At 44.8% G+C, this 24,500-nt stretch carries 16 protein-coding genes and 1 tRNA gene; 9 read left to right on the top strand and 8 right to left on the bottom strand.

The window, feature by feature from the left end; genetic code table 11:
• Positions 1 to 100: 100 nt before the first annotated feature.
• From BLR32_RS20970 to BLR32_RS20955, 4 genes are all read right to left on the bottom strand, one after another.
• Positions 101 to 4,183: a hybrid sensor histidine kinase/response regulator transcription factor gene (locus BLR32_RS20970; RefSeq protein WP_176842372.1), complete on the bottom strand. Its 4,083-nt coding sequence runs from the start codon at positions 4,181 to 4,183 to the stop codon at positions 101 to 103.
• Positions 4,184 to 4,278: 95 nt separating this feature from the next.
• Positions 4,279 to 5,913 (bottom strand): alpha-L-fucosidase, encoded by a 1,635-nt coding sequence (locus BLR32_RS20965; protein ID WP_245705483.1) that lies wholly within the window; start codon positions 5,911 to 5,913, stop codon positions 4,279 to 4,281.
• Positions 5,914 to 6,141: 228 nt separating this feature from the next.
• Positions 6,142 to 6,939, bottom strand: coding sequence for a helix-turn-helix domain-containing protein (locus tag BLR32_RS20960; RefSeq protein WP_089834816.1), 798 nt, complete (start codon positions 6,937 to 6,939; stop codon positions 6,142 to 6,144).
• An 18-nt stretch (positions 6,940 to 6,957) separates the two neighbouring features.
• On the bottom strand, positions 6,958 to 8,004 hold the full coding sequence (locus BLR32_RS20955; protein WP_089835073.1) for an SDR family oxidoreductase: 1,047 nt from the start codon (positions 8,002 to 8,004) through the stop codon (positions 6,958 to 6,960).
• Between the two features lie 196 nt (positions 8,005 to 8,200).
• Here BLR32_RS20955 and BLR32_RS20945 point away from each other — a divergent pair.
• The 7 genes from BLR32_RS20945 to BLR32_RS20910 all read left to right on the top strand — a co-directional run bounded on the left by BLR32_RS20945 (position 8,201) and on the right by BLR32_RS20910 (position 17,649).
• Positions 8,201 to 8,272: transfer RNA gene (locus BLR32_RS20945), tRNA-Met, on the top strand.
• 267 nt (positions 8,273 to 8,539) lie between these two features.
• A complete protein-coding gene (locus tag BLR32_RS20940; protein ID WP_089834814.1) occupies positions 8,540 to 9,469 on the top strand; it encodes a pentapeptide repeat-containing protein in 930 nt (309 codons plus the stop codon).
• A 10-nt stretch (positions 9,470 to 9,479) separates the two neighbouring features.
• Positions 9,480 to 10,229, top strand: coding sequence for an ABC transporter ATP-binding protein (locus tag BLR32_RS20935; RefSeq protein WP_089834813.1), 750 nt, complete (start codon positions 9,480 to 9,482; stop codon positions 10,227 to 10,229).
• A 9-nt stretch (positions 10,230 to 10,238) separates the two neighbouring features.
• Entirely contained in the window at positions 10,239 to 11,006 is a 768-nt protein-coding gene (locus tag BLR32_RS20930; RefSeq protein WP_089834812.1) for an ABC transporter permease, read from the top strand.
• A 68-nt stretch (positions 11,007 to 11,074) separates the two neighbouring features.
• Positions 11,075 to 12,697, top strand: coding sequence for a serine hydrolase domain-containing protein (locus BLR32_RS20925; RefSeq protein WP_089834811.1), 1,623 nt, complete (start codon positions 11,075 to 11,077; stop codon positions 12,695 to 12,697).
• Between the two features lie 336 nt (positions 12,698 to 13,033).
• Positions 13,034 to 16,108: a SusC/RagA family TonB-linked outer membrane protein gene (locus tag BLR32_RS20915; protein WP_089834809.1), complete on the top strand. Its 3,075-nt coding sequence runs from the start codon at positions 13,034 to 13,036 to the stop codon at positions 16,106 to 16,108.
• A gap of 14 nt (positions 16,109 to 16,122) precedes the next feature.
• Entirely contained in the window at positions 16,123 to 17,649 is a 1,527-nt protein-coding gene (locus tag BLR32_RS20910; RefSeq protein ID WP_089834808.1) for a RagB/SusD family nutrient uptake outer membrane protein, read from the top strand.
• Positions 17,650 to 17,756: 107 nt separating this feature from the next.
• Here BLR32_RS20910 and BLR32_RS20905 read toward each other — a convergent pair whose 3' ends face one another.
• Entirely contained in the window at positions 17,757 to 20,546 is a 2,790-nt protein-coding gene (locus tag BLR32_RS20905) for a sugar-binding domain-containing protein (protein WP_176842371.1), read from the bottom strand.
• Positions 20,547 to 20,705: 159 nt separating this feature from the next.
• Here BLR32_RS20905 and BLR32_RS20900 point away from each other — a divergent pair, with 159 nt between their 5' ends.
• Complete coding sequence (locus BLR32_RS20900) at positions 20,706 to 21,614, top strand: AraC family transcriptional regulator (protein ID WP_089834806.1); 909 nt, start codon at positions 20,706 to 20,708, stop codon at positions 21,612 to 21,614.
• 56 nt (positions 21,615 to 21,670) lie between these two features.
• On the opposite strand, the gene BLR32_RS20895 is transcribed toward BLR32_RS20900, so the two are convergent.
• On the bottom strand, positions 21,671 to 22,222 hold the full coding sequence (locus BLR32_RS20895) for a dihydrofolate reductase family protein (RefSeq protein WP_089834805.1): 552 nt from the start codon (positions 22,220 to 22,222) through the stop codon (positions 21,671 to 21,673).
• 206 nt (positions 22,223 to 22,428) lie between these two features.
• On the opposite strand from BLR32_RS20895, the gene BLR32_RS20890 reads away from it, so the two are divergent.
• Positions 22,429 to 22,854 carry a VOC family protein gene (locus BLR32_RS20890; protein WP_245705482.1) on the top strand — a complete coding sequence of 142 codons (426 nt, stop codon included), beginning with the start codon at positions 22,429 to 22,431 and terminating at the stop codon, positions 22,852 to 22,854.
• Positions 22,855 to 23,066: 212 nt separating this feature from the next.
• On the opposite strand, the gene BLR32_RS20885 is transcribed toward BLR32_RS20890, so the two are convergent.
• Both BLR32_RS20885 and BLR32_RS20880 read right to left on the bottom strand, forming a co-directional pair.
• A complete protein-coding gene (locus tag BLR32_RS20885; RefSeq protein ID WP_143011534.1) occupies positions 23,067 to 23,789 on the bottom strand; it encodes a hypothetical protein in 723 nt (240 codons plus the stop codon).
• Positions 23,790 to 23,865: 76 nt separating this feature from the next.
• Positions 23,866 to 24,483 carry a Crp/Fnr family transcriptional regulator gene (locus BLR32_RS20880; RefSeq protein ID WP_089835072.1) on the bottom strand — a complete coding sequence of 206 codons (618 nt, stop codon included), beginning with the start codon at positions 24,481 to 24,483 and terminating at the stop codon, positions 23,866 to 23,868.
• Between the last annotated feature and the right edge of the window lie 17 nt (positions 24,484 to 24,500).

Below are 24,500 nucleotides of genomic sequence, written 5' to 3'. Positions count from 1 at the left end.
AATGGGGTGGTCGAATGTTTCAAACAGGGGGAACAAATGTTACAAATAGCTGATTTTCACTGCCCATATTCAGTCAAAGAGGAACTAATTATCTTTCTTTCTAATGTTTGTTGTATTGTGAAGGCAACATATTAAACTCTTCCTTGAAAAATTTCGTGAAGATTTTGGGATCATTAAATCCTACCTGATATGCAATTTCGGCAATTGACATTCCACTTTTATCTAATAGTTGAGCTGCTCTTTTCAAACGGATCGAACGGATGAACTCTAAGGGCGACCTGCCGGTAAGTGAAACTATCTTTCTATAAAAGGTAACACGGCTCATGCACATCTCACGGCTAAGATCTTCCACCGAAAAATCCGGGTTATCTATTTGCTTTTCAACGGCCTCTAAAGCCTTTTTCAGGAATTTTTCGTCCACAGGAGTGATAGTAACCTCTCCGGGATTGACCTCAACCTGTTTCTGGAACCTTTTCTGCAATAATTTTTGCTGTGTCAGCAGGTTATTAATGCGTGAAGCCAGGATCTCAAAAGTGAAGGGTTTTGTAATGTAATCGTTCACACCTGCTTTCAAACCCTCCAGCTGCTTCTCTTCACTTCCCATGGCGGTAAGTAAAACAATGGGAATATGGGCGGTGAGCGTTTCGGTCTTAATTTTTTTAGTTAGTTCAACCCCATCCATTAAAGGCATCATAATATCGCTCACCACAAGGTCGGGGTTTAGTTGTTTTATCTTTTCCCAGCCTTCTTTGCCATTTACGGCTTCTTCTATATGATATTGCCCCTTCAGGTTGTCCTTCAAATAAAAGCGCAGGTCCTCATTGTCTTCCACTATGAGTATGGTTTTCCGCTTATCGCCCCTTTTACTTTCCTCAAATACTAATGATTCTCCATTTTCTGGCGGTAATGGGCTTATCACAGCCCGGGGCGAAGCTTCATAAATTTTCTTTGCCGGAAGCACTACGGTAAAACAGGTACCCTTATCCGGCTCGCTTTCTACGCTAATGGTCCCCTTATGTAATTTTACAAACTCTTTTGTAATAGCCAGGCCGATGCCGGTTCCCTGGTTCACCATGCTTTCCGGCACCTCCGTTTGAAAGAACCGTTCAAATATCTTTTCATGCTGAGCGGCCGGGATCCCGATACCTGTATCTTTTACTTTAATGATAAGTGTTCCATCTCCCTCATTATTCAGTGGCGGCTGATAGATAAGGTGAATGTCCACGGCGCCGTTATCATGCGTATATTTAAAAGCATTCGAAAGCAGATTGAATAGGATCTTTTCAATCTTATCCTTATCGAAATAAATTTCCACGCTGTCAATGTTAGCGGAGAAGGAAAACCGGATCTTTTTCTTTTCCGCAATATCGGTAAAAGAGTAACTCGTGTCCCTGCAGAACTTTACAATGTCGCCGATAGAAGGATGTAATTTTACCTCCTGTACTTCCATCTTCCTGAAATCCAATAGCTGGTTTACCAGGTTCAATAAGCGTTTTGCATTACGCTGTACCAGGTTTAATTGCTTTACCTGCTCTTCATCCGTAGTATGCTTAATGATCTTGTCCAATGGCGCAATGATAAGGCTTAAGGGTGTACGGAATTCATGGCTTACGTTGGTAAAGAATTTCGTCTTTAACTGTTCCAACGCATGTGCTCTTTCCGCTTCCCTGCGTTGTTGCTGCATTTCAAAACGCATCTGTATCCTGTCGAGTGTAATGCGCCGGACAAGCAGGAATAATCCGACAGCTATTAACGCATAGATAAAATAAGCGAGCGGCGTTCGCCAGACCGGCGGTTCGATATTTATCTGTAAGGTCTTCACATCACTCCAAAGGCCGTATCCATTTAAAACCTTTACTTTGAAAACATAATGCCCCGGATCAAGATTTGTATAGGTAACCCGCCGTTGATTACCGTTCACATATAACCAATCTGTATTGAATCCTTCCAGCATATATGCGTACTTGTCCTGGGTACTATGATCGAAATCAAGTGAGGAAAACTCGATCGAAAAAACATTCTCATTATGTTTCAGTTCAATTTCGGGAACCCTTGTCAGTGATTGCCGCAGTATCACACGGCCATTGACCACAGTTCCGGGATCTATGTTATAGTTAAAGACCTGCAGACCAGTGAAAACGATCTTCGGGTGGTATGAAGGCATTCCGATTTTGCCAGGGTCTATAATATTAAAACCGGAAGGTCCGCCAAACAACAATTCACCTGCATGGGTTTTCAGCGCCGCATTTTCATTGAATTCCCGGTTCTGGATGTTGTTCATCTCATCGTAACAGACAATAGCGAAACCGGCGCCATTCTGCTTTTGTGTTGGAACAGCGTTACATAATCCATTGGGTGTGGAAAGCCAGAGGTTGTGATGATCGTCTTCAAGAATATCCAATATCACATTGTCAGGCAGGCCGTTTACAGTAGTAAATGAGGTAAATTCTTTGGTTTGCGCATTAAACAGGTTCAGGCCATCCCGGCTCCCTACCCAGATCCTTCCCTTACTGTCTTCCAGAAGGCAGGTGATGGTATTGCTGCTTAAACTGTTCTTAGCGCCTGTGTGCTGATAAATAAGCGGCGTATGTTTATTTCTTTCGAAAACGGCCAGGCCGGCAGCGGTTCCAACCCATAAATTCCCCTTGTTGTCTTGCAGGATAGCGCTTATAGTATTAGCGGGTAAGCCACCCGATCCGGCTTTATAGTGTTCAAATTGTTTTTTGTTCCTGTTGAAACGGTCCAAACCACCATTTAAAGTGCCTATCCATAACTGCTGGTCTCTATCTTCAAATACTTCCCATACATTGTCATCTGCCAGGCTGGAAGGATCCTTATCACTATGTCTGTAGTGCGTAAACTGCTTTCCGTCAAAACTACTGAGACCACCCAGGTAAGTACCAATCCAAAGGATCTCATCGTGATCGATCCACAAGCTTACGATCACATTATTACTCAGGCTGTTCTTATTGTTCGGATCATGCAGGTATTGTGTGAACGTATTAGTTTTTCTGTCAAAGTATATAAGCCCCCCGCCGTTGGTACCTACCCATATATTACCCCGCCGGTCTTCAGCAAAACGGTTTATATCATCGTATTGAAGACTCTTTGCATTCAGTTCCTGGTGATGATAATATGGAAACTGTACAATATCACTGTTCAAATAATTCAGGCCCTGTTTGTAAGTGCCCAGCCAGATAATTCCATGATCATCTTTGTAGATAATAGTGATGCTGTTCTGACTGAGGCTCTTCGGCTCATCGGGGTTGTTCAGGAGATAAGTAGTGCTGAAATGCTCATCTTTATTGATCAGTGTTACTCCGCCATGGTCTGTTCCTATCCATATTAAACCGTTGTTATCCTGCACCACCTGGCTTACCACATCCGAATTCAACCGCGAAGGGGACGAATTTTTATTAAACTGTTTGACGGTGCTATCCGCGGGATGGAAAAGAAAGACTCCGCTGTTGTAACACCAGGCCCAAAGATCTCCATCGTTGTCGATAAAAAAGTTATAAAAATCGCTCCCCTGATATTTTTGCTGTATAGCAGTACTGGAGTAGACAACCTTACCTTGTTCCGGGTCATATTCCTGCAAAAATCCATTTTGATAGATCAACCATAGCTTCCTGTCTTTTGATTCCTGAACAAAGGTGATCTTTGCTGAAGGGGACAATGGGTGCTGCAGCCTTACCGGTCTTGCACTTTTAGCAGTAAGTGAATACACGTATAAACCCGTTTCCTCGTACAGGAACCAGTATCTGCCATTGTTGCCTTTGACAATATTCCTGATCGTACCGGAAGGTAAACCCAGGGAGTGTAAATAGCCGCCAGGATCAGCACTGAATTTTTCAGTTCCCGGATCATAGATACAAGTGCCTCCCGCTGTAGACACCCACATCTTTCCATCCGGCAGCTCATAGAGTGCCCCTATATTATTATCAGGAAGCGAAGTGCTGTCATTGTGGTTTTTCCTGAATACCCTGCAGGAATATCCATCATAACGATTGAGGCCCGACATAGTGCCAAACCATAAAAATCCGTCATGATCTTTCAATATAGCCTTCACCTGGTTATGTGAAAGCCCGGTATAGGTGTTTAGCTTGGAGAAATTATAATGACTGCTTTGCGCAAAAGCAGGAAGCGATTGCAAGGCGCATACAATCCAGATAAGAAAACGCATCATCACGTGTTTAAGCTCGGGAGTCCCCTGCAGCAGCAAGCGCAAGGTTCTCCACCACCTTCCACAATATAACGAAATACCATCAATAAGCCGCCTCAGACGATTTTAAAGCATAAGGCCTCCTGGTTGGGCAGCCTATCAGGCAACTGTGCTATCAGTGCATCCTTCGTCCGTTCTACAGCTACTTCACCATGGCCCAATAATTCAACACGCGTAATGGCGGAAGGATGATACTTACCGTCTGCAGCCAGCGATTTGATCCTGACTTTCCCGTCCGTCGGCAAGCCAAGCACTATGGCATAGAGCTGATCTCCCTTGCTTGTAAAGCGGATATCTTCCGGTCCAAAAGGCTTTCCTTTACCTTCATTGAATCCCTGGGCATTAAGGGGCGCTGCCGATTCTATAGCCGGCCCTTCCCCATATATTTTCCAGGGACGCGTGTCATATATAGACTCGCTGTTTTGTTGCATCCAGGAAGCAATGCCTTCCACAATAGCCAGTTCAGCTGAGTCAATGGTGCCATCTCCCCGTACCGGTACACTGAGCAAAAGATTACCATTCTTGCTCACTACGTCTGCCAGTGTGTGAATGACCGTTTTAGCCGATTTATATCCCTGTTGTTCATAGACCCTGCGATCATAATGCCAGCTGCCGATGCAGGTATCTGTTTGCCATACATACGGCTCAATCTGCTGACTTTGCCCCCTTTCAATATCCCAAACCATACATTTTCGCTGCTCTTCATTAAGTATCTTTCCGTTAAGCACCGCCTGCAGCTTGCCATGCTTTTTAATGCTGCGGTTATAAAGATGCGCAGCTATACGCAGACCGGCATCGCTTACCGGCCACAAAGGCAACACCGTATCGTCGAAATATACCAGGTCGGGATCGTAGCGGTTGATCAGGTCTACAGTGCGGTTGAAGAACTTTTCACAATAACTTTTACTGGGCTTGCTTGCGCCGGCGCCCCAGGCCCATTGCTGATTGAAAGCATCCCAACCTTCTACTTTGGCGCTACGCGGATGACTTTGTGCATATAGCTCCTGTGGATCATATCCGTTCCACCATGCATTTTTGCCATCAGCCCTGGTGATCTTCCCATCATAGGGCACACCGGCAAGCGCCCCGTTCTTATCCGCCCCCTGGGCAGGCTCGTACCAGCTCCACGCATGCGCCGCATGCACGCTCACGCCCAAAAATAGCCCCTGTTCCCGGGCTGCTTTTGCCCAGCCTTCCATGAGGTCTTTTTTCGGCCCCATGTTTAAGGAGTTCCAGGAGTGGTATTTACTATTGTAGTTGTCAAAATTGTCGTGGTGATTGGCCAGGGCAACAAAATACTTTGCGCCCGCCTTTTTATACAATGAAAGCAGCTGATGGGGATCCCAGTTCTCAGCCTTCCATTCATTTATCACATCTTTGAAGCCAAACTTCGAAGGATGTCCATATTTCTCCAGGTGGTATTTATAATGGTCGCTTCCCTCCTCGTACATGCCGCGTGCATACCAGTCGCCATGTTCCGGCTGACACTGAGGACCCCAGTGCGCCCAGATACCGAATTTGGCGTCCCTGAACCAATCTGGGACCTGGTATTGCTTCAAGGATTCCCAGGAAGGTTTGAAAGGCCCTGGCGCAATCTGCTCTCCGGGCAGGGAACTTTCAAAAAGAGTGGCAGCATTAACATAACGTGCGGCCAATAAGGCAGGAAGGGCTCCGGCCAGGCCTCGGATCATTGTTCGGCGTTTCATATTCCAAAAATACCCATCTCCTTTTTCCCCTTCATACCCTATATCGACAAAATAATTGCACTTTATCGATATCCCCATCTCACATTTGTTACAACCAGCTTGAATATGAGCGGAGAATGCAAGTCCCCGCATTTCATTTTACTGAACATTAGCCACACATTGTACTTCACCATCTGACAAGGGTGTATACTATGCAAGGCCCGAGGGCCGCAGTCAATACTTTGCAGCGTTACCACTGGTTGGATTATATCCAAAATGCTTTTTAAAGGCGAAGGAAAAGTGGGAAAGGTCCTCGAAACCAACGTCCAGATATACTTCAGATGGTTTTCTATTTTTTTCAAAGATCTGGTAATGCGCCAGCTCCAGTCGTTTTTGCGTTAACCAGCGCCCAGGTGTTATTTTAAAGGCATCTTTGAAATCTTTTTTGAAGGTAGTAAGACTCCTGCCCGTCAGATAACCGAATTTCTCCAGCGGCAGGTTGAACATATAATTTTGTTCCATAAAACTGACCAGATCCAGCTTACCCGGTTCTTCAAACTGCCCGAATAGCCCATCTACCTTTGGATCAATGGCACGGAGCACCCGGATGGCTTCTTCAACCTTATAAGCAGCAATATCCTTGGGCAAAGCATTAGCCAGTTCAAAATAAGGTGACAAAGAATTGAAAAGACTTTTCAATAACGGATGTTCCCGAAACAAAATAGGTTCATGCCTTTTCGGGACCTGCGGATTGATCTTGTTGGAGGAATAGTACTGCTGTAATCTCTCTTTGCGGAAAAGCAATGATATCACTACGCAAGGCTCTCCGTTCAAGGGCATTTTACTCATTTTGCCCAGTTGGTTACGAGGCAATAGTACAGTATCGCCTGCAAAAAAATGATAGACCCGATCTGCGCCGGCAATTCTCATTTCGCCGGAAACAATGCGCACCAGCGCTGGTTGCGGCAAGATCAGCTCCCGGCTGTAGTGGACTTCCTTTTTGCAGGCGATAAATATTTCGGCTACCTCCATCAATATAAAATTAAACAATTATTGCTCAAGCAGGCGAAGTCTGATCAGGCTCTTTGCTGTATCCAGTATCGCTTCCTCCCGGGTACGTGGCGACCATTTCAAAAGCCTGATCGCCTTTTCGCTGGTAACGTTCATCACCATACCCAATAGTGGGATCATACTTTTTACCTTAGCGTCTTTAAGCGCTGCAATGCGGATCAATATACTGGGCAGTTCTTTTACAGGTACTTTGCCAGCTGCATCTCCCAGATGTTTTTTAAGCGTTTTAGCAACATCAACCAACCAGATACTCTCGCCTGCAGTTGCAATGAAACGTTCGCCTTTGGCTGCCGGATCCGTCATGGCGCGCAGATGCAGATCGGCAACATCACGAACATCCACAAAACCCGAGTTGATCTTCGGACAGCCGGGTATCTCGCCTGTTAAAAGATTTTTGATCAGATAAATGGAGTGCGAATAATCAGGGCCTAATACCGGTCCCATAACCGCTACCGGATTAACCGCTGATAGTTCCAGCCCATTGCCTTCCCTTTCGATAAACTCCCATGCGGCCCGTTCCGCTAATGTCTTTGATTTCTGATAAGCGGGCGCCTTTCCGGAAGCATTAGTCCAGTAGCTTTCATCAAAAGGTGCTGTTTGCGCAGGATGACCATACGCAACAGCACCTATGGCAGAAGTTAATACTACGCGCTTTACACCGGCGTCCCTTGATACACGTAATACCCGCAGCACACCTTCCCTCGCAGGAATGATCATTTCATCTTCGTGCTTATAGTTAACAATCGGTGTAGGCGAAGCAACATGCAATACATAATCACACCCGTTTACCGCTTCGCTCCAATGAGCATCCGCTGACAGATCAGCCTCAATAAACGTTAAACGGTCACCCGCTTCCACACCTCCTTCTCTGAGCATAGCTCTTACCTCCGCCTCCCGTTTTAGAGAACGGAGTGTTGCCCTTACCTGATAACCTGCATTTAATAGTTGTAAAATACAATGGACGGCAATAAAACCAGCTCCCCCAGTCACCAGTACTGTCTTTTCAACATTTGAATCTGTATTCATCATTATTTATTTGATGAATCAAAATTCGGGTATAAATAGACTGGCGTGTTTGTTTAAAAGTCGCAATTTGCTTTGTTTAAAAGGCGGGGGCGCGAAGCTGGTTGACGGCGCCCGCATCTTTGTTCCCGGAAATGAAAGATCCAGGCAAAAACAAATTTGGTTAATTATAATCATTTATGCACCTTTGCCCCCTCATTGTGAGGTAGAGCAGAGGTAGCTCGTCGGGCTCATAACCCGAAGGTCAGAGGTTCGAATCCTCTCCTCGCTACAAAAAAAGTCCTGGCTAAGCCGGGACTTTTTTTTAAAATCAGGCTAAAATCCCGTCTTCCCCGAATCCTCCCCCACTATCACACACCTGGATTACGGATCAAGTTGCCCCAGCAACAAGCATTGATTTTCAACACATACAACCACCAGTTGTTAAATTACAACCACAAGTAGCGTATCTTACAACTAATAGTTTCTGCCCTTTTGCTGATTGTAGGAATGATCCCAAATATCTTTGCTATGTCAAAAAAAACAAAAGACAGCACGTATGGATACCAAGATAATCGGCAGCAAAATTGCCCAGGCACGAAAGAAAGTAAATATGTCTCAGGCGAAACTTGCTCAACTACTATTTATCAGCCCACAGGCAGTCGGAAAATGGGAACGCGGGGAATCAATGCCTGATATTACCACTTTTAACCGCCTTGCGGAGATCCTGGGTGTTGACCTTAATTACTTCTCAGAAAATAATGAAGGGGCTTCCAGGACGTCTACTAACGGTATTGGCGACACTGAACAAACAGCACAGGAAGATACCAGTCTCTCCCGCTCGCCAGAGCGCCAGGTACAGATAAACCTTACCGCGGTCGATCTGGAAAAGAGTGACTTCGCAGGTGTCATTCTACACAAAGGAAAATTCAAAGCAAGCCCATTACGCGGTGCCAACTTTGCAGGCGCCGACCTGACCGGTAGCTCGTTTGATGTTATCGATGCTCGTGAGGCTAGTTTTGACGGTGCGAATCTGACAGACTGCAACTTTTCCGTTACCGACCTCACGGATGCAAGCTTCCGTAAATCTATTCTTGTACGCATGATCCTGAACATGTCAGGGCAAGGCGCAAAATTCATAGATGTAAACCTGGTCGATGTCAGGCTGACCAAAACTGACCTTAGAAAAACAACCTTTGAGAACTGTGTCTTTGACGGTGTTGATTTCAACCATTGTGACCTGCGGGGAATCTGTTTTGACGGGCAGACCTTCATCGGTGTCAAGTTTGATAAATCCGCCCTGAACGACGTTTCATTTAGGGGAGCAACACTCAGGAACGTGTCCTTCACGCTACCCTTTTCCCTGACAAACAAATCTTACCAGGCTGTCAAAACCATCTGCTTCGACGGCGCTACAATGGATAAGCTGACCTATGCCGCATTGAAGGGCTTACAGGTCGTCGATTTATCAAAAGTTACAATTATTTAAGGAGGAGAATATGAAAAACTCAATTCAAGTAAAAGGACTGCACAAGTCCTATAGGGAGCTCCATGTCCTGAAAGGCGTAGATTTTGAAGTGGAAAAAGGTAGCATTTTCGCGCTGCTTGGCTCCAACGGCGCAGGCAAGACAACAATTGTTAAAATCCTCAGCACGCTGTTGAAACAAGACAGTGGAGAAGCAACAGTAAATGGATTTGATGTGATATCAAAACCCGACAATGTGCGGCAATCAATTAGTCTGACAGGCCAGTTTGCCGCCGTGGACGACGTATTGACCGGACGGGAAAATCTTGTGATGATCGCCAGGCTACGCCACCTCGACAATCCGCGCCAGGTAGCAGAGGATCTGCTTACTCGCTTCGGGTTGATCGATGCTGCCGACCGCAAGAGCTCTACCTATTCAGGCGGTATGCGCCGCAGGCTCGACATTGCCATGAGCCTTGTTGGAAATTCAGCCCTTATTTTCCTTGATGAACCGACCACCGGACTTGATCCCGAGGCGCGTATTGAAGTCTGGAAGATCGTCAAAGAGCTTGCTGACAATGGAACGACTGTTTTCTTAACCACACAATATCTCGAAGAAGCGGAACAGCTGGCAGATAGAATTGCCATTCTTCATGAGGGTAAGATTATTGTGAACGGTACGCTCGCAGAGCTGAAGAAGTTGTTCCCGCCTGCAAAAGTTGAATACATTGAAAAACAGCCTACACTGGAGGATATCTTCCTTTCAATTATTGGTAAAAAATAAAACGTAAAAATGGAAACGATAAAGAACTATTATTTCAGAGATATGGGTGTTATGCTTGGCCGTTCCATGCGCCATGTCTCCCGCAGTATGGACACTATCATCACAGTCACCATTATGCCGATTGCGCTTATGCTTTTGTTCGTTTATGTGCTGGGCGGCGCTATTCAGAGCGGCACAGACAAATATGTAAATTACCTGTTGCCCGGTATACTGCTAATGGCCATTGCAAATAGTATAGGCTATGTGTCCTTTCGCCTGTTTACTGATATACAACGGGGGATATTCGAACGTTTCCACTCCATGCCGATTGCACGTTCTGCTGCACTGTGGGGACATGTACTGACTTCACTTGTATCTAATATAATTTCAATCACTGTAATTATTATTGTTGCGCTCATTATGGGCTTCCGCTCACCGGCAGGAGTATTATCATGGCTTGCTGTTGGTGGTATACTCGCGCTGTTTACACTGACCCTGACATGGATCGCAGCGATTGCGGGATTGTCTGCCAAATCTGTAGATGGCGCGAGTGCAATTGCTTATCCTATTCACTTCCTGCCGTTAATCAGCTCAGCGTTTGTACCAACCAAAACGATGCCGGCAGGTGTCCGCGCCTTTGCCGAGAACCAACCAGTGACTTCAATCGTAGAGACCATTCGTGCACTACTTTTCAATCAGCCGGTAGGCAATACAATATGGGTTGCCCTTGCATGGTGCATTGCAATTATGATTGTGGCTTATTTCTTTGCGATGAGGGTGTATAAAAGGCGGAAGTAAAATCACAGCCTGCAACAACTAAATAAAATTCCGTAGATTTAAGAGAACCTAAAGTATACCCAACTATCATGACCTCGCGCCGCACCTTTCTCAAACAATCCTCTCTGATCACTACAGGCTTACTGACCACTGGTCTGATAACAGAAAGCATCCCCGCTATTGCAGGATCTCCCTCTGATCAACTGCGTTCGGACCTAAAACAAGCCATGCAAACGCTCCGGATTCCCGGAATGCTGGCAGCGGTAGTCAAAGATGGCCATTTGAGTTATGTGCAGTGCGAGGGCCTTGCTGACCTTGACCGTAAAGTACCCATGCGTCAGGACATGATATTTCCTGTGGCATCCCTTACCAAAACCTTTGCCGCAGTGGTGATGGCCCAGTATCACCAGGAAGGAAAAGCGTCTCTGGACGACTATATCCTGGACTACCCTTTTCTATCCGTTGGCTTTACGCCGGAGCGACTTCCCAGTCCTGATGTCCGCATCTGGCACGCGCTGAGTCATACATCTGAAGGAGTACCAGGGACGGAATATATTTACAACGGTGGCCGGTATAATTTTGTGTATGGCGTTTACGAGCAGGTAAGCGGGAACACCACACACTATGAAGCATTTGCTGAGGAAATGAAGAAGCGGGTTATTACTCCTTTAGAAATGCAGCACACATATCCGGGATACCCTAAAGATAAAGCACTGGATCCTTCCAGGATCATTACCACATACAAGCTGGATAAAGCGACCGGCAACTTTTCCATTCCGGATAAAAACCAGGCTACGCAGACGATTTTATATCCTTCAACAAACCTGTTTACCTCGCTGGAAGACCTGGCTAAATACACCAATGCACTGGACAATAACCTGCTGATCAGCAAGGACACTTATACCAGGATCACCACACCTACAGTAACACCGCAAGGAAAGACGCATCCCTATGGTATTGGCTGGGCCACTCAGTTATTTGAAGATCAGCAGATCCACTGGCATTATGGATATGGCGATTCATTTGCGGCATTGATTGTGCGCGTTCCCTCACAGCGGCTGACCTTCATTTTGTTCTGCAATGCGGTACCGGCTTCCGAGGCATTCCGGCTGGGCTATGGTAATCTGATGAACTCTCCTTTTGCAGTATCCTTTTTAAATCATTTTGTGGCCAGGAATAAGCTGAAAGCAGATGGCTTTGATCTGCTCTTTCCGCAGGCAATGACACTCCATTACCAGGAGCAGACCTTTGGTACACATAAAGGCGAGGCGAAAACATTACTGAGGAACCTCGCAGCAAAAGAACCACAACGATTTAAACAGCCGGATAATACACTACTCTGGCTGATGACTAGTCTTGCTGATCAGGAATTGTCTGAGCTTACAGAAAAGGCAATTGAGGCTTACCGGAATAGTGGACAGTTTCAACCCGATCTCCACCGGGAAATTGCCGGATACTATCAGCAAATTGGAAAAGAAGAAGAATCACGCTCCTGGTATCATCTTTTAGCTGATAGCACCGGTTTTGAAGAGCAGGGTCCTGTACGCGATGCCTGCACATTTTTAGGCAAGTATTACCTTTCGGTAGGACAGGCAGCGCAAGGCAGAAAATATTTATGGAAAGAAGTGCTGGCAAATCGCATCATGAATAACGGAACTGATGACGCGGCAGACAAGATAGCATTAATGAAACCCGGTAAACCGTCTGCTTAACACCTTTTTTTCTTCGCTATTGCCACCAACCCTTCCAGCCATTCCTGATGACCATTTATCATAGGATCAGGTTTTGTTTCGTCCAGGCCCGGCGCAAAAAAATAACTGCCCATCGGGTAAGCGGCAGGTTTGTAGCTGGAAATATTATCCCTCTGTAAAAATCTTATTAAGTAGTTTAAAAATGGTGTCATTAAGACATCATGCTTATCTATAGGGGTTAGTTAATAAGATTATCCACATAAAAAATTGAAAAGTCCCTATCCGGCTATTCAATAAAAATTACCTTTAGCACACGTTATGTAAACTATCGCCAAAATCACTAAATCCAATTTCCGTATGACAAATTTCCACGGTGTGAACTTCTCACCTCGAGCCGGGTGTAAACCAATCATGCTGCTATTATTTCTCTTTTCGTTCCTGGCGGCAGATGCACAAAAAAAGATATCCGGTAAAATAACAGATGCTGATAATAAGGAACCTGTGTTCGGAGCTTCTGTTCGTGTTAAGGGCTCCTCAAAAGGAGCTGTAACCGATGATAAAGGAGTCTTTACGATTGATGCCGCCAAAGGCAGCACACTTATTATTTCTTCCATGGAGTATGGAACTATTGAAGTGAAAGTGGAAGATGCTTCCTCCTACGACATTCCCATCAAACGCAGTGTTTCCGGTTTAAATGAAGTAGTTGTGATCGGATATGGTACGGTAAAACGAAAGGATCTTACCGGGGCCATTGCATCTTTAAAAGGCGCAGATATTAAGACAGAAGGCGTTAGTAATGTGGGGCGCGCATTGCAGGGTAAATTACCTGGTGTAACAGTAGAATCGGCTGGGGGTGATCCAGGTTCCGGTACCCGCATCCTGATAAGGGGTGTAGGAACATTCAATAATGCTGATCCCCTCTATATTGTAGATGGTGTACAGGTAGCCAACATCAATAATGTTGCCCCCGGAGATATTGAGTCGATGGATGTATTGAAAGATGCTTCCGCTGCCGCTATCTATGGATCAAGGGCTGCGAATGGAGTTGTGCTGGTAACCACTAAATCAGGTAAACCAGGCAAAGCCCTTATCCAGTTCAATACCAATGTAGGCTTCCAGAAGATCCTCAAAAAGTATGACGTGCTGAATGCATCTGAATGGGCCACGGTAAGTAATGCTGCACATGATGCAGCTGGTCTGCCACGACTGGCTATTGCCGCTGATCCGTCACAGCTGGGGAAAGGAACTGACTGGCAGGACGCCATTTACAGAACGGCGCCTATTCAGCAGTATTACCTGGGTGTAAGTGGTGGCGGTGAAACCGCAAAGTACAGCATGTCAGGGCAATACACTGACCAGGATGGTATCGTGGATGTAACAGGCTACAAACGTTATGGTGCACGCGTGAAATCAGAAGCCACCAAAGGACGTCTGAAGATTGGTGAAACATTACTGCTGACAAGAGAAAGATGGATCCGCATGCCGGGAGGCTGGGGCGGCCAGGGAGGTAATCCTGTAGGTTCCGCAACAAAGATGATCCCGGTATTTAACATCTATGATTCCACTGCACTGGGTGGCTATTCCGGAGCATCAGGACCAGTTGTTAATGTAGCCAATCCGGTAGCACAGTTACATCTTGAAGATATCAGTTACGAACTGACTTCTATTCTGGCGAATGCTTTTGCGGAAGTTTCCATTCTCCCCAATTTAAAGTATAAATTCAATGTGGGATACACCAACTCTTTCGGTAATACAGACGATTACCAGCGGCGCTATGTGGTTGGCGGCCTTTTTGCACATGCCACCAATGACCTCAGTCAGACCAAAGAGCGCACCAACCTGGTAATGCTGGAAAATACGCTGAACTATAATAAAGATATCGGGAAACATAGTATCCAGCTGCTGGCGGGATACGCCTACCAGCGACTCAAATATAATTACTGGCTTGCCAGTAAAACAAATCTCCCTGATGGAATAAAAGAACTCGACGCTGCTTCCGGTGCAGCGACAGTAGGTGGTAACAGTACTGAAAGTGTACTCTTATCACAACTGGGACGTGTGATCTATTCTTATGATAACAGGTACCTGCTCACCGCCAGCTTCAGAAGAGATGGTTCTTCACGCTTCGGCAAAGCCAACAGGTACGGGAACTTCCCATCTGTTGCTGTGGGGTGGAACCTGTCCAATGAAAAATTCTTTCGTGCAGATCCCAGGGTGTTATCTTCTCTGAAAATAAGAGGTAGCTATGGTATACTGGGCAACCAGGAAATTGGCGATTACCAGTATAGTGCGGCCATCGCCTCCAACATCAATTATGTAATAGGTGCAGCTCAGCAGAAATGGTTTGGTGCTATCCAGACGGCTTTTGCCTCTCCTAATATCAAATGGGAAAATACAAAAACAATCAACGCCGGTATTGACGCAGGTTTCCTGAACGGTAAACTGAATATGAGCGCTGATTACTTTACAAAAAGGACCACCGATGTACTATTAGAGGTTCCCATTCCCGGTTCCGCCGGTTCTTCTGAAAACCCTACCGTGAATGCAGGCATCTTGCAAAACAAAGGCTTTGAGCTGGGTATCAACTATGGCAATAAGGCAGGTGTATTGAATTACTCTGTGTATGGAACATTCTCTTCTATTAAGAATAAAGTGATTGAATTGGGCACGGGATCCCAGCAGATATTTGGCGGACAGCCAACCCACCACGGTGCATCTACCACACTTACCGAAGCTGGTGGCCAGGTGAGTGCTTTTTACCTGATCAAAGCAACAGGCATCTTCCAATCACAGGAAGAGGTGAATGCTTACAGGGATAAAAGCGGGAAGGTGATCCAGCCAAATGCATCTGCCGGAGACATTAAGTTCCTTGATGCGAACGGCGACGGCAGCATCAGTAATGCTGACAGAGTGAATTGCGGCAGCCCCTTTCCTAAGTTTGAGTACGGACTTGGAGCGAATCTATCCGCCTTTAATTTTGACCTGAACATATTTATGCAGGGAACTTCCGGCAATAAAATATATAATGGCTTAAGACAGGATCTTGAAGGGATGAACCTGGAGTTTAATTATTCCCGCGCAACTTTGAATGCATGGACACCTACCAATCACTCCAACATTCCGAGAGCCGTTATCAATGATCCAAACTTTAATACACAGACCTCTTCCCGCTTCCTCGAAAGCGGTTCTTATTTTCGCCTTAAAACGTTACAGATAGGTTATACTATCCCCGAAATCCTGAACAATAAATTTAAGATCACCTCTATGCGCGCTTATATCAGCGCAGATAACTTATTTACCATAACGAATTACAGTGGCTACAATCCGGATATCGGCAGAACAGGCAGTATCCTGGACAGAGGCGTCGACTTCGGGCATGTTGCCTATCCTCTTGCCCGTGTAGTATCGTTCGGTATTCAGTTATCATTATAATTAAATCATTCATCATGAATAAGATATTTTTTGCAATAGCAACAACGGTTGTTATAGCAGGCTGTTCAAGCAAAGAGCTGGATCTTACTAACCCTAACAAGATCACTACTGAAACATTCTGGAGAAATGAAGCGGATGTACAAAGCGCCTTCGCAGCAACCTATAGTCTGTTCAAGAATGTAGATGGTGGTTACTGGGGAGTAAGAGGTGTTGAACTTTCCAATGGAAGAGGAGATGATTTCTTCATCAGAAATGATGTGAGTTACTTATACCAGCTTTCCACCTTTACCAATACACCGGATAATTCCGCTGCCAACAATGTGTTTAATATCTCTTACCGGGCTATTTTCCGGGCGAACCAGATCCTGGCGAACATTGACAAGGTTGGCGGTTTAGACGACACCAAGAAGAAACAGTACATTGCGGAAGCAAAATTCCTGCGCGGCCTGAACTACTATATCCTGGCTGTAAATTTTGGTGCTGTTCCTTTGAGGATCACCATCCCGGCTTCAACTGCTGATTATTTTATTCCTGTTTCTCCAGAGACCGAGATCTGGGCACAGGTAATAAAAGATTTCACTGAAGCAGCTGCCGGCCTGCCAGTCTCTTATTCCGCCGCAGACCTGGGTAGGGCCACCAAAGGTGCCGCACTTGGTTTCCTCGGTAAGTCTTACGTGTATCTTAAAGACTGGCCCAATGCTGAAGCTGCCTTAAAACAGTTAACTCTTGCGCCTTTCACTTATCAGCTAATGCCCAACTACGGCGATAATTTCACTGTTGTAAATGATAATAATATAGAGTCCCTTTTTGAGATCCAGTTGGCTGATGTGGGTGGTACTAATCCCTGGGCAGGCGAAAATGCAAATGAATCGATCGGCGTTACTACCGCACAGGAGTTTGCCCCTTCGGAAGTCTCCGGTTGGTTTGAGGTGAGTCCTACAGACAAGTTGTTCAATGAATTTCAAAAGGAAAAAACTACTGCCGGCGAGCTTGATCCGAGAATGTATGCGACACTGATGTGGGATTATCCGGGGGCTACCTTTTATAACAAACCGTTCAGCGCTTTCAGCTTACAGTTCGGTTATAAATCCATGTTTAAGAAATACCAGAACTATACAAAAGATAATGAGCTTACTGGTAGCAATGGCGGTAGTTATACTTCCAGCATTAATGAAAAAGCACTCCGGTATGCAGATGTATTATTGCTGCTTTCCGAGGCAGTAACGATGCAGGGCAGGCCGGCTGATGCCTATCCATATATCACCCAGGTTCGCAGCAGGGCGCAGTTACCTGCATTGATTGCCGGCCTGGACGACACCAAAATGATGGCAGAGATCAGACACCAGCGGATGCTTGAATTTGCACGCGAAGGTCAGCGCTTTTATGATCTGAAGAGATGGGGCTTATTGCAACAGGAACTGACCAACAGTGATAAAGTAGGTAAGCAGTTTTACGTGGTTAACAAACATGATTATTTCCCGATACCACAGGACGAGATAAATTCTAATTCTAAGGCAGAACAGAATTCATACTGGAAATAATTGACCCTTTTATAGACGCCCACGGCCTTTCATCGGCAAAATACAAGAAACCCGTATCGCACTTGATACGGGTTTCTTGTATTCAGATACCTGATGTAGACTTTTATTTACTTGTACAGTTCCTGTATTTGTTCTGGTCTGACGGCAACTACAGGATTAAATGCTTTTGTTTGCATGTATGACAGCAAACTATGATAAAGCTGTCTCGCAGCTAACCTTGTGTCCAGATCATGCTGCAGATCGATAGAAGTCACTACTATCTTTCCCTTTCCTACCCTTGCCTCAAACAATATACCCAGCTTCCTCGCTTCAAACCAGGTATCTATTAGTTGTACAGAGGGTTTTAATTCAGCAGGGAAATTGTCCAGGTGCATCGGCTGCGCAGTATGAATGATATCCCACCACTGCCAGTTAGAATGGTATTCCGTTGGAAAATCATTAAAAAGAGGTGATGACGGATCACATAGAATACCCAATGTATGGGGAGCCTGTCCTTCGGTCCATGCCGTATTCCAGAAGATCGCTGACATCCCTGTTTTAATAGCAGCTCCTTTCTTTTCAGTGATCTTATTGTTTAATTGTAACAGTACAGTAGCACCGGCCTGCAACTTTTCAGATATGGCAGGTGTAAGTTCATCTGTAACAGTGATGTCACTACCGGTTTGCACATCTACCATATCAGGATATACCCAGAAGTCCCAGTCATTTGCACCTAATCCATCCACTATGATTTCCAGGTTGAGCTTTTCCGCTTTGCTGATACCAGAAAGTTTACAGGAGATATTACCTGCGGGGTTATCATTCTTCCAGTCGAGGTTCGCAGATAAAACGCCATTCGCTATCACCCGTTTGTTATTGCCGGTAATCTTCCATTTTACCGGTATTTTCTTCAACTGCTCTTTTCCGAAATGGGCAATCTGTACATCAGCTGTAAATACTTCTGAGTTCTTCCATGTAAACTTACTGATCACTGCAAGTGGCACTGTAGCAGAAGAAAAACGGTGGAAGGCTGCCGGTGTGAAATATGGCTTACTATTCCAGAAAGGATCCAGAATGCCCACCAGTGCAGTACCCTGACCGGGAAAATCATGCAGGTCCAGTAACTGGTAACCTGCATAATCAGTACGCATACCAGCTTCTATATCTGCTTTGTAACACAAGGCCTGCAACTTTCCGGAAGCCATGAGAAAATCATGTGCCTGCGACTGCAGGTGTTCTTTCTTCATGAAGTCGTAGAAGATATCGAAATTGCGTGCCTGTAACAGACCAGTATATTTCTTTCGTTCTGTGAAATCAGGATATACACACCACTGTCCTATTTCATGCGCTACAACCGGTTTGTTGTCTTTGAGCTTTTCTTTAAAGTTAAACTGTGAATTAGGAGCCTTGGCATTAATGACGCTGTTAAGTCCTTCGCCCCAGGCCTGAATACGCGGTTCCGGCAGCACATGATAATCGTTTTCTGCAATGGCCGGCCATCCAGAACCGGCACTATAAAGGCGTCGTTTATCTTTGTTTTTCCAATAGTTTACGAATGCGGCCAGATACGGGTCGCGGTTTTTACCTCCTGCAGGTTCATTAGTAGGTACCATCATCAAAAAAGAAGGATGATTACCATAAGCAGCAATGATCCGGTTGCTTTCTTCATACAGGAAGTTATCTACAGAAAGTCCATCTCCTACTCTTGCCCAGCAATCTACCTCCACAGAAAGATATACGCCAGCATGATCCGCAGCCGTAAATGCGGCTTCCGGCGGACACCATGAATGAAAACGCATATGATTGAGGCCATGTGCCTTTATAATGCGGAAAATCCGTGCCCATGCAGCAGTATCCGTAGGCGGGTAACCCGTTAACGGAAAGATAGCGCATTCCAGTGTTCCCCGCAGGAATATAGGATGATTATTGACCGTAATTTTTGAGTTGGCAGTCCCCACACTACGCATTCCAAAACTAACCTTTTTACTATCTATGCTTTTTTTATCCGCTGTTTGTAGTTGTACTGTGAGTTGATACAGTTTAGGATTAAATTCATCCCATAATGCAGGATGATCGCCCATTGGATAAGTGAATGATAAGGAACTGTCATCCTTGCTGAAAGATTGCTTTAAGGCAGGTAACTTATCTACGGATATAGAAAGACTGCCTGCTGAAGTCGCATTACCGGTACGGCCGAGGACTATTTTAAGCTGAATATTCCTGTTGAGGATATCAGGATAAACCTGCACCTGCTTTACAAAAACGGGACTCCCGGCTTCCAGCACAATGTCTCCCGCAATACCATTCCAGGTCCCCTGTGTCTGATCACTGGCACTGTGGGCATTGATACCTACTTCTGAGAGATAACGGTTGTCTACGCGGATAGTAAGTGTATGTTTACCCGGACTGAGGTGGCTTAGGTCATATACATGCGGGGTAGCCAGGCTGCTATCCGCTCCGATAAGTTGACTGTCTGCATAAACAGTAGTGCCCCAATGACAACGTTCCAGCGTAAGACTAATATGTTGCCCGGTCCAATGTGATGGAATATTAATGACCTTCTGGTACCATGCAGCCCCCATGTAGTATTTTTTGGGAGTTAGCCAGAAAGGGAATTTGAAGTTGTCGTCCTTTCGGTAAGGTGCATATTTGTCTTCCTTCAGAAAGGCTTCATATCTGTCACCAATCCATTTTGTGTTGACAGAAGGCTCATCGCCATACCCCTGGGATTGCATCGCACCGGGTAATTTCAGGGAGTCCTTCAATTGTTGGGTATACCATTGCTGTTTAATACCCTGATCGTCTCTATCTATCCGGAATTTCCATTTCCCAGCCAGCGAGATCCTGTTTTGTGCCGGCACAGCAGCGTGAATCGCCATCATTGCCACCAGCAATATCAGTTTAACGTGTTTATTCATTTCAGGCATGTTTTATTAATACTTTCAGTTGTTCCTGTGTTTGCCCAGTACGGATTCAAAGAATCAGACTTCTTTACAAAAAAACTTTTTTTAACTTTAATAAGGAGCGACTATATGACTATTCTTGTGGACATTCTTACTTTTTTTTAAAAAACTAACATGGTAAAGAGGCAGCGAAAAAAGGACGGCTTCCAGGGGCAGAAGGCCGTTATCATTCCAAGATCTGTGCTAAACAACAAATGTAGTGCACATCCACTGATCAGAAAATTATACATTACTGATATTGGCTATTACCCGAAAGCGCGCTACCATTATAGGGAACGTTTGCATGGCACAGACCAGCATATTCTTATTTATTGTCATGAGGGAGAAGGTAGTATGATCATCGATAAACAGGAATATAAGATATCGCCAGGTGATTTTTATCTTATACCTGCTTTAACCAGGCATACCTATGCAGCCAATGCAGACAATCCCTGGACAATCTTCTGGATCCATTTCAAAGGAGAATGTGCTGATGACTGGGTAAAACAAATACATCAATATTTAAATAGTTACGGCGGATTTATACCAGACGGTGAAAAAACAATCCGGTTATTCAATGAAATATATACTCCGCTGGAACGGGGGTATAGTATGGAGCATCTGATGTATAGCAATATGTATCTCTGGCACTATCTGTCGACCTTTATTTATCAGGAGAAAAATAAATCCCGGATGAATAATACTGAGACTGACACCATAGATAGTGCTATCGACTACATGCAGAAGAATGTAGATCAGAATCTGACACTGGAGAAGATTGCACAGCATGTCCAGTTTTCGCCTTCTCATTTTTCCCTGTTATTCCGGAAAAAAACGGGGTTCTCTCCTATTGAGTATTACAATCACCTGAAAATGCAGCAAGCCTGTCAATACCTGCTGTTCACAAAACAGCGAATCAAGGAAATCGCGCTGGAAGTAGGTATGTTTGACCAGCATTACTTTTCGCGGATATTTAAAAAGACAATGGGAGTTTCTCCTCAGGAGTATAGAAACAAAAGAAGTTCAGAGGTAGGAACACGGTAATAATAAGCAGCTTGAAAATTACAATCCGCTACTCCGGCATCCCGCAAACATTTCCATCACTGTTTCACATAGTGATGTGCCACACATCCGGATTTGAAAACTATTGTATCCACCAGCTTTAAATCAAGGTTTTCCTGAAGGCTCCCGGCGTCCAGCAACCGCCTTCCTTTCCCCACAAGCACCGGATGGACAACTAAACGAAATTCATCGATAAGGCCCGCTGCTATCAATTCCGGAAGCATGCTTACACTGTCTACTGAAATCTTTTTGCCGGGTTGCTGTTTCAATTTCAACAGTTCCCCTGCAGGGTTGCTACGAACAATCCGTGTGTTTTCCTCCACCTTGTCTAATGATCGTGAAACAACAACTTTATCGATAGCAGTAATCCTTTGGGCAAATCTGTTTTCATCTTCTGTGCCGGATTGACTTTTTGCCATATCGGACCAATAGGGAAACATAAGCTGATACATGACACGGCCGAAAAAGAGTAGGTCAGCGTCGGCCATCATTGCCGTAAAATAATCATGAACATCTTCACTGGGATTAAAACTAGTGTGATCGCAATAACCATCGATGCTAATATTCATACCAAATGTTACCGTTCTCATTTAATTGTTTTTTGTTGATTGAAGGGTGTAAGTCAAAAATAAGAGATGACATTCTATATCATGAGGGCGATCCGGGACAAAAAAAGAGGTCGTTTAAGCCAATGTTCCTATTTAAGGCTACCTGGCGTTGAAAAAACCTTTAAATTGAGATTACAGATTTAAAATTACAAAGAGGCAAAGCAATGTCAAAAAGCAAATTACTACGAATGGACAACGTTCTCATCGTTGTCGACAACCTCGAAGCTACGAAAGCCTTCTTTCTTGAACTCGGATTCGAGCTGGAAGGTGAAACGATTGTTGAGGGCCCCTCTGTAGATCGTCTCATTGGCCTTCAGAATGTTCGTGCTACGCTCGTGTTTATGCGTACTCCAGACGGCCATGGACGGATCGAGCTGGACAAGTTCCACACACCAGACGCAATCAGAACAGGCCCTGAGAAGGCTCCCGTAAACGAGCTTGGCATCCGCCGTATTATGCTCGCCGTCGATAACATTGATGAGTTGGTGGCGCGCCTGCTTGTTCATGGCGCCGAACTGGTCGGCGAGGTAGTGCAATACGAGGATATGTATCGGCTCGCTTATGTACGGGGTCCTGAGGGTATTATTGTCGGTTTGAGTGAGCAGCTCAGGTGATAAGTTGTCAGCCATCTGCAAAAGTAAAAAACAGTTAACGTGTCCGAAGCGTACTCCTAAGCCTCCCCAGTGAAACGAATAAAAGCATGTAGAAGCTAACGATCAGTAACCACGAATTATTCCATGCTTCCATTATCATGGCCGAAACTCGTTTTTGAGGTTCCGATTTTGAAAGCATATTCCATAAACCAGCCCGTTGATCCACTGCCCTTCTAACTCCCCTCAACTATACGCAGCAATCTATCATCTATACACTCCGTAAAAATATTTGAATATACCTGAGAAGTATCTCGACAACGCCCCAGTGCCAGACGACAAGATACAGCGTATTCCCCACTAAAATGGCCAATTTTAGATATAATTACCTCCCCCGGCATCAAATATAGGTTAGGCTGTCCGGTACCGCAAAACCACTGCTCACACAATTTCTCATTCACCTTTATCCATTGTCCCCGACTGTTCAGCATCTCCCTGTGTATATGGGAAATACTAAAGGAAGTACCCAGGGATATAGCCGTATCTGAGGTATTACGTATACTGATCATTGAAGCATGATAATAACGGTTTGAGTCGCAATAACGGTCAATTAACCTCTCTTCACTAAGGTATTCCATCGCCAGGCATGCAGAGAACAAAGTATCTACCTGTATAGATATATTATACTTTGAATACTTGAAAATACAATATTCTGGATACTCTTTGAACCTCTTTTCGCGGCGTAGCCAATAACGACTTCCAATACTAATAGTATCCTTTAAAGGTCCAAGGTAATAGACAGGATATCCATCATCCTCGAAAGACTGTAGATACTCATTTGCAATGCGGGAAGTATCTTCCAGAATAAATCCCCCTGTATTAAAGTAACTGATAGGTATAGATTCACGGAAGCAAGAGGTCAACAATAGTACCAATGAAAGCATAAGTCCTGTTCGCATAGCGTTTTCCATATAGATGCCAGACAGGAAATATTCCATATTACTATCCTCTCAACATATAAAGATACCGTGGTTCTTACATAAAAGACCCACATGAATTCTGCCCGCCTAATTTCTTCGTCACCATAATCCTCGCCCGGCTCAACGCCTCCCTGCTCGTAAAAAGATACCTGGCGATATTAGTCAAAGAGATCTTCTGAATAATTGCAGGACGATGACGCATCAGAAAACGATACCGTTCTAACGGACTTTTCAGTGATAGTATATACTGATGTTCTTCCTGTTCCTCCATGATATGCTGATACACCTGAAGGTTGACGTGTAGTATGCTGCTGTGCAGGTCATACAATGGCCGGACATTATTAATATTAAACCTTAAAATCACAGAATCCTCTAATGCGGTAATGTTCAGATAAGAAGGCTTATTATTATTAAAACTTTGACAGTTGGTAAGAAAATCATCTGTAAACCCAAATTTCAGGATCTTCTCACTTCCTTCATCATCGGTAAAGTTATATTTAAAATGACCGGATAAAATAAAAGCAGCATATCTCGCTACTTTTCCTACCCGCAGAAAGTGTTCGCCTTTTTTAATATGCCTGACAGTAGCCAGTTGATCGAGCAAATGCCACTCGGCGACTGACACCTGGGGATATTTCACGATAAGCCTTTGATAATAAGACGGTAGTGACATAGTGGTATATGTTATCA

The organism is Chitinophaga filiformis (assembly GCF_900102545.1).
GTDB classification, from domain to species: Bacteria; Bacteroidota; Bacteroidia; order Chitinophagales; family Chitinophagaceae; genus Chitinophaga; species Chitinophaga filiformis.
The sequence above is the reverse complement of the archived record's forward strand: the minus strand, read 5'-3'. Positions and strand labels throughout refer to the sequence as shown.

What these genes read in the sequence shown, in the direction of transcription:
- BLR32_RS20970 (WP_176842372.1), bottom strand. Translation starts at nt 4,183, where the DNA reads ATGCGTTTTCTTATCTGGATTGTATGCGCCTTGCAATCGCTTCCTGCT.
- BLR32_RS20965 (WP_245705483.1), bottom strand. Translation starts at nt 5,913, where the DNA reads ATGATCCGAGGCCTGGCCGGAGCCCTTCCTGCCTTATTGGCCGCACGT.
- BLR32_RS20960 (WP_089834816.1), bottom strand. Translation starts at nt 6,939, where the DNA reads ATGGAGGTAGCCGAAATATTTATCGCCTGCAAAAAGGAAGTCCACTAC.
- BLR32_RS20955 (WP_089835073.1), bottom strand. Translation starts at nt 8,004, where the DNA reads ATGAATACAGATTCAAATGTTGAAAAGACAGTACTGGTGACTGGGGGA.
- BLR32_RS20940 (WP_089834814.1), top strand. Translation starts at nt 8,540, where the DNA reads ATGGATACCAAGATAATCGGCAGCAAAATTGCCCAGGCACGAAAGAAA.
- BLR32_RS20935 (WP_089834813.1), top strand. Translation starts at nt 9,480, where the DNA reads ATGAAAAACTCAATTCAAGTAAAAGGACTGCACAAGTCCTATAGGGAG.
- BLR32_RS20930 (WP_089834812.1), top strand. Translation starts at nt 10,239, where the DNA reads ATGGAAACGATAAAGAACTATTATTTCAGAGATATGGGTGTTATGCTT.
- BLR32_RS20925 (WP_089834811.1), top strand. Translation starts at nt 11,075, where the DNA reads ATGACCTCGCGCCGCACCTTTCTCAAACAATCCTCTCTGATCACTACA.
- BLR32_RS20915 (WP_089834809.1), top strand. Translation starts at nt 13,034, where the DNA reads ATGACAAATTTCCACGGTGTGAACTTCTCACCTCGAGCCGGGTGTAAA.
- BLR32_RS20910 (WP_089834808.1), top strand. Translation starts at nt 16,123, where the DNA reads ATGAATAAGATATTTTTTGCAATAGCAACAACGGTTGTTATAGCAGGC.
- BLR32_RS20905 (WP_176842371.1), bottom strand. Translation starts at nt 20,546, where the DNA reads ATGAATAAACACGTTAAACTGATATTGCTGGTGGCAATGATGGCGATT.
- BLR32_RS20900 (WP_089834806.1), top strand. Translation starts at nt 20,706, where the DNA reads ATGGTAAAGAGGCAGCGAAAAAAGGACGGCTTCCAGGGGCAGAAGGCC.
- BLR32_RS20895 (WP_089834805.1), bottom strand. Translation starts at nt 22,222, where the DNA reads ATGAGAACGGTAACATTTGGTATGAATATTAGCATCGATGGTTATTGC.
- BLR32_RS20890 (WP_245705482.1), top strand. Translation starts at nt 22,429, where the DNA reads ATGGACAACGTTCTCATCGTTGTCGACAACCTCGAAGCTACGAAAGCC.
- BLR32_RS20885 (WP_143011534.1), bottom strand. Translation starts at nt 23,789, where the DNA reads ATGCGAACAGGACTTATGCTTTCATTGGTACTATTGTTGACCTCTTGC.
- BLR32_RS20880 (WP_089835072.1), bottom strand. Translation starts at nt 24,483, where the DNA reads ATGTCACTACCGTCTTATTATCAAAGGCTTATCGTGAAATATCCCCAG.